Genomic DNA, 12,692 nt, shown 5'->3' with positions numbered 1-12,692 from the left:
ATGAAACTTTGGAAAAATACACCTACATTGGATGAATATGTACCTGAACTCTTATCTAATGTTGAGGCAGCTGAAGGTCAAATCGCAGTAATTGGTAGTAAACCAATTAATGTTCATGAAATGCCTAACCTAAAAGGTATTTTTAAATGTGGTGTTGGTACTGATAATATTCCTTTTGAAGATGCAGAAGCATTAGGTATCGAAATACGTTTACCATCAAAAGAAACACAGAACATTATATTTGAAGAGACAGCAAATTTTGCAGTTTACTCAATTCTGAATGCTTTATATAAAAATGTTGGTGATTTAGAAAACTGGAAAAAGTACCAAAGACCGTTTCTTGGAAACAGAGGAGTTCTTCTAGTAGGACTTGGTAGAATAGGTACTTATGTTAAAGAAAAGCTCATTAATTTAGTCAATATATCAACATTCGATATCAGAGAAAATTCTCCTGAAGAACTAGTTGAATTGACAAAAAAAGCAGATGTAGTTTCACTTCATATCCCCTTAAATGAGCATACAAGAAGTTATTGGGATGCTGAAAAACTTGGTTGGATGAAAGATGGTTCCTTTTTAGTTAATACTTCTCGAGGTCCAATAGTTTCTGAAGAAGACCTATTGAATGAAATTAAGAATAGCCGGATTTATGCAATTTTTGATGTTTTTTGGAAGGAGCCATATCATGGGGAATTAAAACATTATCACCCTGAAAATTTCATAATGACCCCGCATATTGCCAGCACATGTGCTGATTTTCTTAAAGGATTGGCTAAAGATTTTTATGAATTTCAGGATCAGTTAAGTTCCAAAAGTAATTGAAATGATCACCGACTCATTCGATAACTATAATAAAGGCATTCTTTCAGATGAAATCTTATTTGGTGTTCAGACTTTAGCCACTACAGACATAGATATTGATTTTGGTACATATGAGCTAAGTAAGAATATGAGGCTTATAATTGATTCCTACCCACTTCAAAGTCTAAGCGAAGATAATGAAATCTTTGAAGTTCATAATCATACTATTGATATCCAATATCCATTGATTGGGTATGAAATCACATATTTTACACCTTACGAGTCCTTAGACAGATTCTCTGACTATGAGCCTGAATTTGATAGAACTTTATATAAGAAAACAAGTCAGTATGCCTCAGAGATCGTAACAGGGAATGGTGTATTTGCAATTTTTTATCCGGGGGATCCACACAGTCCGCAAAAAGGATTTGTGAATAATCTGATAACTATTAAAAAGGCAACAATTAAAATTATCATTTAATAAGTAGTTTGATATGTCAATAAAGAATAGCCCAATTTTTGATAGTTTACGAAATATTCGTCGTGAGATTAACCTCAAAAAGTATCAGAATATGAATAAAGAAATGATCAATCGGCTAAGATCATATCAAAACAAGCATTTAGGGGAAAGATGTTTTTTAGTAGCAATGGGGCCCAGCTTAACAAAAGAAGATCTTGAGAAGATACAAGATGAAGTAAGCTTTGGGTGCAATAAATGTTTTCTGATTTTTAATGAATCTACCTGGCGACCAACCTATTATTCTGTTGCAGATCATTTAGTTGTTGAAAACGCAAAAGAAGAAATAATTAGCGTGATTAATGATACCTCGATTGAATGCATATTTGATAACCAGATAAAGGAACAGTTTTCGGGTTATTCGGATGTAATTTATGTAAACCAATTATCGGATTTAAGAAATGGGTACGGATTTTCAGACGATTTAACCCGTGGGTATTTCAGTGGAACAACTGTTAGCTATCGAATGTTGCAAACAGCAGTTTTTATGGGGTTTAAAGAAATTGTGATTCTTGGAATGGATTTCAATTTCAATATTCCAAAAGAAAGTAAAGATTCACATCATAATTTGGTTAAGGACAAGATTTTAATAAATGACAAAGAAGTAAATCATTTCCATAAAGATTATCGAAAAAAAGGAGAGAAATGGACCGTTCCGAAATTGGACATTCAAATAATGGCTTTTGAAGCTGCAAAAGCGTATGCCGAAAAAAATTCTATACAAATATTAAATGCTTCTAGAAATACAAAACTGGAAGTATTCAAAAAAGTTAATTTAGAGTCTTTTTTATGATGAAATATGATTATCTCATTGTTGGAACAGGGTTATTTGGAGCAGTATTTGCCCATGAAGCAAATAAACAAGGGAAAAAGTGTCTCTTAATAGATAAAAGAAATCATATTGGTGGTAACACATACTGTGAAGAAACAGAAGGAATTAATGTCCACAAATATGGCGCCCATATATTTCACACAAATGATAAAAAAATCTGGGATTATGTAAATAATTTTGTTGAGTTTAATAGGTATACAAATACACCGGTAGCCAGATATAAAAATGAGCTTTACAACCTTCCATTTAATATGAATACTTTCAATAAATTATGGGGAGTAAAAACACCAAGGGAAGCAAAACAGAAAATAGAAGAGCAAAAAGGAGAGTATAAAGATATCAAGCCATCTAATTTGGAAGAACAGGCTCTCACACTGGTTGGAAAAGATATATATGAAAAACTGATAAAAGGTTATACTGAAAAGCAATGGGGTAGAAAGGCTACTGATTTACCGCCTTTCATTATTAAACGATTACCACTAAGATTTACCTACGACAACAATTACTTTAATGATAAGTATCAGGGAATCCCTATTGGTGGTTATAATAAACTAATTGAAGGTCTTTTAGATGGGATAGAAGTACGACTTGGGGTTAATTATTTTGATACTAAAGACGAGTTGGATCAACTTGCAGACAAAATCGTTTATACCGGTCCAATTGATAAATATTTTAATTTCCGATTTGGAGAACTGGAATACCGTAGCCTAAATTTTGAGCATGAAGTATTAGACACTGACAACTTCCAGGGCAATGCTGTTGTGAATTATACAGAATATGAAATTCCGTTCACAAGAATTCTCGAACACAAACATTTCGAATTTGGAAAACAAAAAAAAACGGTTATTACAAAGGAATACCCCATTGAATGGAAGCAAGGTATGGAACCTTACTATCCGGTGAACGATGAGAAGAATACTGCCAGATTTAAAAAGTATTATGGATTAACAAAGGATCATGAAAATGTCATTTTCGGTGGGCGCTTGGCAGAATATAAATATTATGATATGCATCAAGTTATTGGTGCTGCATTGGTTAAAACTAGAAAGGAATTGAATAAAAATGATTAATGCGCATGAAAAAATCGCTGCTGTAGTAGTTACCTATAATCGCAAACAATTATTGATTAAGTGTTTAGATGCAATAAAAACTCAAACAAGAAAGCCTGACATTCTATTTATTATAGATAATCTCTCGAACGATGGGACACCAGAAATTTTATTGGAAAAAAAAATAATTCCAAAACTTCCTTCAAAAAGTCCAGAGGTAAATGAAGTTATCGAGTGTGTGATAAGTACAGATACTGGTTTAATTGAACTTGTATATGTTCGAAAATCTGAAAATGATGGTGGAGCGGGGGGTTTTTATGAAGGATTGAAAAGAGCTTTTGAATCAGGGGTGGACTGGATTTGGATGATGGATGATGATGGCATTCCATGCAAAGATCAGTTAAGGAATCTGAAAAAATATTCAAAAAAGTTCTCACTGAAATATTGCAATGCCATTGTAATTAATCAAGAATCTCCAGAAGAACTGGCATTCGGGTTAAACGGAATCTACTATATAAAACAAATTAATGACTCCGAAGTTATACCAAGATTCATGAATCCATTCAATGGAACACTTATACATCGGGAAGTGCCAGAAAAAATAGGGCTCATAAAGAAGGAGATGTTTATATGGGGTGATGAAGAAGAGTATACAAATAGAGTAAAATTCAATGGTTATCCGGTGGCAACGATTACAAAAGCGAAACATTATCATCCCCCAAGCAGAAGCACTTTTACAAAAGTATTACCTCCCTTGCCTTTAAGAATAATCCTAAAACCACCTGAAAGATCAAGCATCTATTTTAGAAATTTAGGATATATAAATTATACATACAATCGAATGATTTTTTTTAAATTATTATTCAAATACAATTTGTATTATTTATTAAGATTTAAGATTAAAGAATTGTGTAATTTTAATTTGAATTTTATAGATGGAGCTAATGACAATTTTTCAAAATGAAGATCGTATTTATTAACAATTATTTGCATGAATATTATATTGGTGGTGCCGAAGAATCATCGAGAATTCTCATTAAAGAATTATCAAAATCTAATAGGGTTTACACTATTTCTTTTTATAAGGATAATATCATTATTAAAGAAAAAAAAGTTATCAATATTTTTTTAAAAAGAAATAGATTCCAAGACTTAAGATACGCTACACATTTTTTCAATCAATTAAACATCTCCTTGGCGTTCAAAGTAAAGAGTATAATAGATAGAATAGCTCCAGATATAGTTCATTTTAATAACATACAAGGATACCCTGCAATATTGATTAGATTTTTGGATCAGTACAAGATTGTACATACTCTAAGAGATTATAATACAATTTGTTTTAGAAATTCTTTATACAAAAATGGTATTTGTGACCAATGTAATCTCTGTAAACTTCAGAGTGTTTACAAAAAAAGTTTATATGCTAATATTGATGGGATCGTATCTAATAGTAATCTAACTTTAAGTCTTCATAATCAGTATGGATATAAAAGAGGGCAACAGTCAATTATTTATGCTGGTTATGATATGCCAAGCATTAAAATTCACAAAAACTCATTAACCGATATTCGATTTGGGTATCTTGGTAAGATCAATAAGGCTAAAGGTTGTCATCTACTTAACGAGATAGGAAGGCAGATTTTAGAAGCCACTGGGAATAAATTGTTAGTTGCAGGAACTGGAAATCAGAGCATTATAGATTCTTTCGATAAAAAATCCATAGATTATTTAGGCTATATGAAGCCTCTCGATTTTTACTCACAGATTAATGTAGTCATTATAACTTCGGTTTGGTACGATCCATTACCAAGGATTATTTATGAGTCTATTTCTTTTAATGTAATACCTATTTTGTCAATTCATTCAGGAGGTAAAACGATAGTTCAAAGTATAGATAAGAATTTGATTTTTGATCCCAATAATAGAGGTGATTTTGAAAGGGTGATTAGTTATTTAAAAACAACTAGTAACCTGAAATCAATCTATAAATCATTAAAACGAATAGGTGAGGGAAAACAATTCACAATTGAGAAAACTTCGTATGAATATATGGAGTTTTATAAAAAGATTATAAATGATTAATGATTCAAAACTTATTGATAAGTTTAGTTTTTTAGTTGTTACTGTCTATCTAACTCTAACTGTTTTTTCATCTCCAATTAAATTTTACTTAGAGGTAAAAAATATAAGTTGGTTATACTATGTCAAAGATTTAGCTCTACTATTAATTTTATTGATCTACATTGTTAAAGTTTTTATTACCAACAAAATACTATACAAAGGATTAGTTTTAATAAGTGTCCTAATTATTTCTGTTCTAGTTTCAATATTTTATTTGAACAATTATATCCAGCCTTTATTCGGGATAAGAGTTTTCCTTCCTCTTTTTTGTGGGATAATAATAGCCCCACATTTTTTTTTAAACCTGGAGAAATATATAAAGTTTTGCACTTTCCTATTAGTAATAATAATAACTGGTGTTATAGTTAATAATTTCGTTGTATATCCGTGGGAGTTTTTGGACCTGATTAACTTAGGCGGCATTGAGATAGATATTTCAAGAGAATGGACTACAGGTGGAGTCAGAAGATTAGCAGGCTTTTCAGGAGATTCTGCTACTGCATCTGTATTTATATTAGTCTTATATTTATTGGTTTTAACTTATAGTGATAATTTTAAGTTTAAGGTGGGCTTATTTATTCTATCTTTATATGGAATAATTTTAACTACTAATAAGAGTGCTATATTAGTTATTGTAATAATTACATTTATTCATTTATTCTATAAAGTATTTAAATCAGAATATATAAAATCTATTGCAATAGCTTCTTTTTTGTTGATGATAATGTTGCCATTAATGGGTAGTAGTTTGATATCCAAAAGTCTTTTTAACACTGAAAATGGTGTTCGTTTATACTCACTACAAGATCGAATTTATAATCATTGGCCAGAAACTTTAGAGTTAATCAAAAATGATGGTTCTGTTATCTTTGGAAGAGGTATAGGCGGTATAGGAACTTCACAGGCTTACTTTGAAAATGATAAGAGGCTTGCTGGGGATAATTTATTTTTGTTCGTTTATGCAAATTTCGGGGCGATAGGTTTTGTTCTACTAATATGGTTAATGTATAGAACTATTATGCTCAAGATTTCGACAGTGCATAATTATTATGCCTTTTTGTTTGTTAGTATGTTATTTACGGCCGGTATTACAACCTCATTATTTGAGATTTCGATAGTTAATTTATTTTTGGGTATAATTGTTGGGAATAGATATAAATAGGTAAGAGAACTAGTATGCCATATTACATAAATACTAGGACTTTATTGAGTCAGAAAACGGGTGTACAAAGATATTTATCTTCAATATTACCTTACTTAGATTCGGAAAAGTTCCAGCTTATTGGCCCTAATCCAAAATCAAGGATTGGAGGATATTTTTGGGAGCAACTAACCTTACCTAAGTTGATTGGAAAGAGTTTACTTTGGAGCCCTGCCAATATGGGGCCTATTAAGCACAGAAATCATATTGTGACTTTACATGATATATCTGTTATAGACCATCCGGAGTGGTTTGATAAAAAATTTGCTTATTTATATTCACTCTTACTTCCAAAACTAACAAGAAATGCTAAAACTATTATTACAAGCTCTCAATTTTCAAAAGAACGAATAAGTACAGTTTTTAGAATAAAAATTGAAAAAATACAGGTAGTGCATTGTGGGTTAGAAGATAAATTTTTTAATAGTGAAAGAGAGAATATAGGGGCTGCAAATTTTATGTCTAAATTTCCTCAAGACTATATATTATATGTTGGTTCGATGGACCCCAGGAAAAATATTTTAAGGTTGTTACAAGCTTGGGAGAAGTTATCTTTAAATACTGATATAAAGTTGTGTGTCGTCGGGGCTAATCAACATTCACTAGCTAGGCTAAAGTTTAATTCTATACCTAAGAATGTTATTTTTACTGGCTATGTAGATGATCAAGAGTTACTCTTTTTATATAGAAATGCTCATTGCTTTATTTATCCATCTTTGTATGAAGGTTTTGGACTCCCCCCATTAGAGGCAATGTCTCAAAAATGTCCAGTAATAACTTCAGATATTAGACCTATTAGAGATATAATAGGTAATGAAGCAGCTATATTTGTAGATCCACTAAATGTAGCAGACATTGTCGAAAAAATTGAATCAGTAATTCTTGATGATTCACTTAGAACAAGATTATCTAGAAAAGGATTTGAAGTGGCATCAAAGTTTAGAGCAAAAAAAACAGCGAAAGAAATTGAAGAAATTTTAACTACAAGTATTTGATATGAAAAAAGCATTTATAACTGGTGTTTCAGGGCAAGATGGAGGCCACTTAGCAACTTTCCTAGATAATAAAGGGTATCAAGTTTATGGTGTATTGAGGGGGCAAACGGAAGCTTCACATCCTCGATTTCATGCGTTGCAAAAGGAATTTCCATTCTTAAAAATAGTTATGGCTGATCTTCTAGATTTGTCTGCTTTAACTCGAGCTATGACTGATATTAGACCTGATGAAGTTTATAACTTAGGAGCAATAAGTCATGTAGGTTACTCCTTTAAAAATCCAATTTTAACAGGAAATGTAACGGCAATGGGTGTGCTTAATATGCTTGAAGCCATTCGAATGGCAGGACTTGAGGAAACTACACGTTTTTACCAAGCTTCGACATCAGAAATGTTTGGAGGTTTAGATTATAATCGTCCAGATTCTGGTTATTCAGAATCTGACTCATTCCATCCGCGCAGTCCATATGGGGTAGCTAAATTATATGGACATTGGATTACTAAAAATTATAGAGAAAGCTATGGAATGTACGCTGTAAGTGGAATTTTATTTAATCATGAAGGAGAGAGGAGAGGCCCTGAGTTTGTTACGAGAAAGATTTCTCAATCAGTCGCAAAAATTAAACTTGGATTGCAAGAAAAAATTGAACTGGGTAATCTCGATGCGCAACGAGACTGGGGTTATGCTGGGGACTATGTTGAGGGAATGTGGTTAATGTTACAGCAAGATAAGGATAGCCTAGATGACTATGTGTTAGCTACTGGAGAGACTCATTCGGTGCGAAAATTTGTTGAGCTATCATTTAAAGAAATAGGAATTCAATTAATATGGAAGGGGAAGTATGAAGATGAAGTTGGAATAGACGCGCTCACCGGGAAGACTTTGGTCAGTATTAACCCAGAATATTATCGACCTGCAGAGGTAGATTTGTTGGTAGGAGACCCAACAAGAGCTGAAAAAGAACTAGGTTGGCATAGAAGAACTACGTTTGAAGGGTTAGTAAAGCTGATGGTTAACGCAGATTTAAACTTTTTAAAGAATGAAACAAAATAAGCCTAAAGTTTTGGTTACGGGTGGAGAAGGTTTTGTAGGTAGCTATTTAGTTCCAAAATTAAGAACCAAAAACTTTGAAGTTATAATTACTTCAAAATTATCCGGAAATAAACAAAATCAAATTTATCAAATTGATATTCGAAACCTTGAGGAGGTATCAAAATTATTTAAAGAACAAAGGCCAGATTATGTGTTCCATTTAGCAGCAATATCAAGTCCAGTTGAAAAAAATATATCAACCATCTATGATGTAAATTTGCAGGGGAGTTTGAATATACTTGAGAGCGCCCAAGAATATGTTCCTGAATCCACTATTCTTATGGTTAGTTCCGGCTATGTTTATGGAAACTATAAAGATCCCATAGCTGAGTCATTTCCCACGAATCCAATTAATCACTATGGAATCAGTAAGCTTGCTATGGAAAAACTTGTGTTAGCTTATAAAGAAAAAATTAAAAAAATAGTTTTAGCAAGACCTTTTAATCATACTGGACAAGGACAATCTGAGAACTTTGTTATTGCTAAAGTAATTAATACACTTAATCGACAAAGAGCAAATTATGATAAATTAGTTTTAGAACTGGGTAATATCGACGCTGTAAGAGATTTTACAGATGTAAATGATATTGTAGAAGCTTACATCGATTTAATAGACAAGGGTAAAAATCTAGAAACATATAATATCAGTTCTAATATTGGTTACTCAATAAGAGATACAATTAGAATTCTTGAAAAAATTCTTGATACTGATATTGATGTTAGAAAAAACGAAAAGTTCATGCGGCCTAGTGATATGCCTATCTTAATTGGAGATAATGGTAAAATTATCAAAGAGATAGGCTGGAAGCCAAAAATTAGGTTTCCTCAGTTATTAGAAAAAATGCTAAAGTATTAAATGAAAGTTGCATTAGTTCATGATGTTTTGTTCGGGAAAGGTGGAGCTGAAAGAGTTTTTCTTGACTTTTGTGAGGCCTACCCAAATGCTGATATATTTACAAGTGTGTATCTACCCGAAAAAACGTACCCAGAGTTTAAAAAATATAGAATAAGAACCTCTTTTGTGGATAGGTTTATAAGAAGTGAACGCTTGTTTAAATTGTTTTTCTTTCCATTTGTGATTTTATCGATGTCAAGAATAAATCTAAAAGATTACGACTTGATATTGGTTTCAACAACACATTGTGCTAAATATCCGAAGATGAGTGATAATTCAGTTAAAATTTTTTACTGTTATACCCCATTCAGGTTAGCTTGGAGACCTGATTCATACTCAATGGGAATGTCTAATTATTTCATAAATAAATTAAAATTTTTTATTGTTCAAATCCTGAAAAGAATTGATTTTGCGCATGCTCAAAAAGCAAATATGTTTATAGCCATGACTAAAGAGACTAGGGAGCGGATTAGAAAGGCATATAAATTTGATAAGGAAATACCAATTTTAGAACCTTCTATTAATATTGGAAAATTTTCAGTTTCGGAAACAGAAGGAAATTATTATCTATTGGTTTCAAGATTTGAGCCCTACAAAAAGGTGGATCTGGCCATTAATGCTTTTAATAAATCTCGCAAAAAATTAATTATAGTTGGAAATGGAACTCAAAAGGAATACTTAAAAAGTATTGCGAATAGTAATATTGAATTTAAGGAAGGGGTGTCAGATCGAGAATTAATAGAACTATATTCGAATTGTAAGGCTTTTATATTTCCTCAATACGAGGATTATGGATTAACCCCTATAGAGGCAAATGCTTCTGGAAAGCCAGTAATATGTTTTCGGGCCGGGGGGGCCTTAGATACCATGGTTGATAAAGAAGTTAACCCAGATGAAGGTTCGGCTGTTTTTTTTGATCAACAAACTCCTGATTCCTTAAATCAGGCGGTTAAAAAACTTGAATCGCTTAAATTCGATCCTAAAGCATTAAAAAATAATGCCTTAAGATTTGATAGGGTGCATTTTATTGAAAGACTAAAGTTAATTATTTCTGATAAATTGAATGAAATTCAAAATTAGGTTATATTATTTTTTTAATAAAAAATACTCTAATGACGGTTAGGGATACAATTTTACAAGAGGCTGAAAGGAGTCGGAAAAAAATAATCAATGGGCGTTTTGTATTTCCCGACGATTTCTACAAGCTTACCCAGAAGGATTATTTAGGTAAGCGTTTTTTAGATATTATTCTTTCTTTAATTGGGTTTGTACCGTTTTTAGTTATTTTTCCTTTTTTGGCTTTGGGAATAAGAATTTCTTCTAATGGAAGTATACTTTTTAAGCAAAAACGTACTGGGAGGAATGGTAAATCATTTACATGTTATAAGTTTCGAACAATGCATGTTTTTTATGATAATCCACAGAGCGAAAAACCGGCGTTGACACAAAAAAAAGATGTACGGATTTTTAGTTTTGGAAGTTTTTTAAGAAAATCAAATTTGGACGAGCTCCCACAGCTATTCAATGTTCTTAAAGGAGATATGAGTTTAGTGGGCCCTAGGCCATACATGGAAGATGAGTGTAGCTATTGGAACAAAAAATTTGACGATTTTTATTACAGATATGCAGTCAAACCGGGAATTACGGGACTATCCCAGGTAAAAGGTTTTCGTGGAGGTACTTTCGATGAAAATCATATGCGGGAGAGGTTAAACTGGGATCTAATTTATGTTGAGAAACAATCTTTCTGGTTAGACATAAAGATCATCTTTAATACGGTTCTTCAAATGCTCCATTTAAATACAAACGCCCATTAACTTCCTTCATTAAGAGCTTATTATCTCTTTTAAGTTCACATTATCATATCTTACTTAAAAAAATAGTTAAAAAATCTTGGTAAGTTGAAAACAGGAATTATTGGCCTTGGTTATGTTGGTCTTCCACTACTCTACACATTTCATCAAGCAGGACAAAACGTAATAGGTTTTGACATAGATCAAAGTAAAATCGATTCTTTTAACACTGGTAAAAGTTATATAAAACACTTTAAAAATAGTCAGATTGAAGCCTTAGTAAATTCTGACAGATGTGAGGTAACTTCAGATTTCTCTAAGCTTGTTGAGGTTGACTTTATTCTTATTTGTGTTCCTACTCCATTAGATCATCATCGTGAACCAGATATGACTTTTGTTGTTGAAACAACAAAAGTCATATCAAAGTATTTAAGAAGAGGTCAAGTGGTTATCTTAGAATCCACTACTTGGCCAGGAACAACAGATGAGCTCCTAGCAAGAATATTGGAAGATGGTTCGGGGTTAAAGTCTGATATTGATTTTTATGTTGCATACAGTCCTGAACGAGAGGATCCTGGTAACCCAAACTTTGACACTAAATCCATTCCTAAGATAGTAGGTTCTTCTTCTGATGTAGCCCGAGAAATGGCTGTTGAGCTATACTCAAGTGCTTTAGAAGAAGTGGTGCCCGTCTCTTCAGCAAAAATTGCAGAGTCTGCAAAACTGCTGGAGAATATTTTTCGCTCTGTAAACATTGCACTTGTTAATGAAATGAAGTTAGTGATGGATGCGATGGGAATTGATATTCATGAGGTAATAGAAGCTGCAGCTACAAAGCCATTTGGGTTTATGAAATTCACACCTGGTCCGGGGCTTGGTGGACATTGTATTCCCATAGATCCCTTTTATCTTACTTGGAAGGCTAGAGAATTTGGATTAAATACAAGGTTCATTGAACTAGCAGGCGAAGTGAATAACGCGATGCCTCAGTTTGTAATTAATAAACTCATCCTTGCCTTGAACGAACAATCAAAGTCAGTAAATGGAAGTAAGATTTTGGTGTTAGGGATTGCATATAAACCTAATGTTGATGACATGAGGGAGTCGCCGTCATTTCCTATCATGGATAGATTAATATCATTAGGAGCAGAAGTCGAATTCTATGATCCATGGATTCCTGTTATTCCTATAAGTAGGCAGCACATGAATTGGAAGGGGAAGGAAAGTATAAGATGGAATAAAAAAACGATAGAGTTTTTTGACGCTGCTTTAATTGTTACCGATCATAAAGATGTTAATTATGAGCAATTAGAAGAATGGTCAAATTGTATTGTGGATACTAGAAATGTCTACTCGAAAGCCAAAGATTCAAAAAAAATATATAAAGCATAAAGT

General features: G+C 32.3%; 13 protein-coding genes. All 13 read left to right on the top strand.

Features of this window, described 5'->3' with window-relative positions; translation table 11 throughout:
- The 13 genes from ED557_04615 to ED557_04555 all read left to right on the top strand — a co-directional run bounded on the left by ED557_04615 (position 1) and on the right by ED557_04555 (position 12,689).
- Positions 1 to 819, top strand: a complete 819-nt coding sequence (locus tag ED557_04615; GenBank protein RNC86059.1) for a hydroxyacid dehydrogenase — start codon at positions 1 to 3, stop codon at positions 817 to 819.
- Between the two features lies 1 nt (position 820).
- Complete coding sequence (locus ED557_04610; GenBank protein RNC86058.1) at positions 821 to 1,279, top strand: DUF386 family protein; 459 nt, start codon at positions 821 to 823, stop codon at positions 1,277 to 1,279.
- A gap of 13 nt (positions 1,280 to 1,292) precedes the next feature.
- Positions 1,293 to 2,108, top strand: a complete 816-nt coding sequence (locus ED557_04605) for a DUF115 domain-containing protein (GenBank protein RNC86057.1) — start codon at positions 1,293 to 1,295, stop codon at positions 2,106 to 2,108.
- Positions 2,105 to 3,217: a UDP-galactopyranose mutase gene (gene glf / locus ED557_04600; protein ID RNC86056.1), complete on the top strand. Its 1,113-nt coding sequence runs from the start codon at positions 2,105 to 2,107 to the stop codon at positions 3,215 to 3,217. Before ED557_04605 ends, glf begins: the two co-directional genes overlap by 4 nt.
- On the top strand, positions 3,210 to 4,160 hold the full coding sequence (locus ED557_04595; GenBank protein ID RNC86055.1) for a glycosyltransferase: 951 nt from the start codon (positions 3,210 to 3,212) through the stop codon (positions 4,158 to 4,160). Before glf ends, ED557_04595 begins: the two co-directional genes overlap by 8 nt.
- Positions 4,157 to 5,281, top strand: coding sequence for a glycosyltransferase (locus tag ED557_04590; protein RNC86054.1), 1,125 nt, complete (start codon positions 4,157 to 4,159; stop codon positions 5,279 to 5,281). The genes ED557_04595 and ED557_04590 overlap by 4 nt, the downstream gene beginning before the upstream one ends.
- Positions 5,274 to 6,482, top strand: a complete 1,209-nt coding sequence (locus ED557_04585) for a hypothetical protein (GenBank protein RNC86053.1) — start codon at positions 5,274 to 5,276, stop codon at positions 6,480 to 6,482. The genes ED557_04590 and ED557_04585 overlap by 8 nt, the downstream gene beginning before the upstream one ends.
- Before the next feature lie 14 nt (positions 6,483 to 6,496).
- Positions 6,497 to 7,516 carry a glycosyltransferase family 1 protein gene (locus tag ED557_04580; protein ID RNC86052.1) on the top strand — a complete coding sequence of 340 codons (1,020 nt, stop codon included), beginning with the start codon at positions 6,497 to 6,499 and terminating at the stop codon, positions 7,514 to 7,516.
- 1 nt (position 7,517) lies between these two features.
- Positions 7,518 to 8,570 (top strand): GDP-mannose 4,6-dehydratase, encoded by a 1,053-nt coding sequence (gene gmd, locus ED557_04575; protein ID RNC86051.1) that lies wholly within the window; start codon positions 7,518 to 7,520, stop codon positions 8,568 to 8,570.
- Positions 8,557 to 9,465: an NAD-dependent epimerase/dehydratase family protein gene (locus ED557_04570; GenBank protein RNC86050.1), complete on the top strand. Its 909-nt coding sequence runs from the start codon at positions 8,557 to 8,559 to the stop codon at positions 9,463 to 9,465. Before gmd ends, ED557_04570 begins: the two co-directional genes overlap by 14 nt.
- Positions 9,466 to 10,584 (top strand): glycosyltransferase family 4 protein, encoded by a 1,119-nt coding sequence (locus tag ED557_04565; GenBank protein RNC86049.1) that lies wholly within the window; start codon positions 9,466 to 9,468, stop codon positions 10,582 to 10,584. It abuts the gene before it with no gap.
- A gap of 32 nt (positions 10,585 to 10,616) precedes the next feature.
- Positions 10,617 to 11,321, top strand: a complete 705-nt coding sequence (locus ED557_04560) for a sugar transferase (protein RNC86048.1) — start codon at positions 10,617 to 10,619, stop codon at positions 11,319 to 11,321.
- A gap of 84 nt (positions 11,322 to 11,405) precedes the next feature.
- On the top strand, positions 11,406 to 12,689 hold the full coding sequence (locus ED557_04555; protein ID RNC86047.1) for a nucleotide sugar dehydrogenase: 1,284 nt from the start codon (positions 11,406 to 11,408) through the stop codon (positions 12,687 to 12,689).
- Positions 12,690 to 12,692 lie beyond the last annotated feature (3 nt).

The sequence above is a fragment of the Balneola sp. genome (genome assembly GCA_003712055.1).
Lineage (GTDB): Bacteria > Bacteroidota > Rhodothermia > Balneolales > Balneolaceae > RHLJ01.
This window is presented reverse-complemented; position numbering and strand designations above follow the sequence as displayed.

Bases quoted from the DNA above. Each gene is read 5' to 3' on its own strand.
- ED557_04615 (RNC86059.1), top strand. From the start codon at position 1: ATGAAACTTTGGAAAAATACACCTACATTGGATGAATATGTACCTGAA.
- ED557_04610 (RNC86058.1), top strand. From the start codon at position 821: ATGATCACCGACTCATTCGATAACTATAATAAAGGCATTCTTTCAGAT.
- ED557_04605 (RNC86057.1), top strand. From the start codon at position 1,293: ATGTCAATAAAGAATAGCCCAATTTTTGATAGTTTACGAAATATTCGT.
- glf (RNC86056.1), top strand. From the start codon at position 2,105: ATGATGAAATATGATTATCTCATTGTTGGAACAGGGTTATTTGGAGCA.
- ED557_04595 (RNC86055.1), top strand. From the start codon at position 3,210: ATGATTAATGCGCATGAAAAAATCGCTGCTGTAGTAGTTACCTATAAT.
- ED557_04590 (RNC86054.1), top strand. From the start codon at position 4,157: ATGAAGATCGTATTTATTAACAATTATTTGCATGAATATTATATTGGT.
- ED557_04585 (RNC86053.1), top strand. From the start codon at position 5,274: ATGATTAATGATTCAAAACTTATTGATAAGTTTAGTTTTTTAGTTGTT.
- ED557_04580 (RNC86052.1), top strand. From the start codon at position 6,497: ATGCCATATTACATAAATACTAGGACTTTATTGAGTCAGAAAACGGGT.
- gmd (RNC86051.1), top strand. From the start codon at position 7,518: ATGAAAAAAGCATTTATAACTGGTGTTTCAGGGCAAGATGGAGGCCAC.
- ED557_04570 (RNC86050.1), top strand. From the start codon at position 8,557: ATGAAACAAAATAAGCCTAAAGTTTTGGTTACGGGTGGAGAAGGTTTT.
- ED557_04565 (RNC86049.1), top strand. From the start codon at position 9,466: ATGAAAGTTGCATTAGTTCATGATGTTTTGTTCGGGAAAGGTGGAGCT.
- ED557_04560 (RNC86048.1), top strand. From the start codon at position 10,617: ATGACGGTTAGGGATACAATTTTACAAGAGGCTGAAAGGAGTCGGAAA.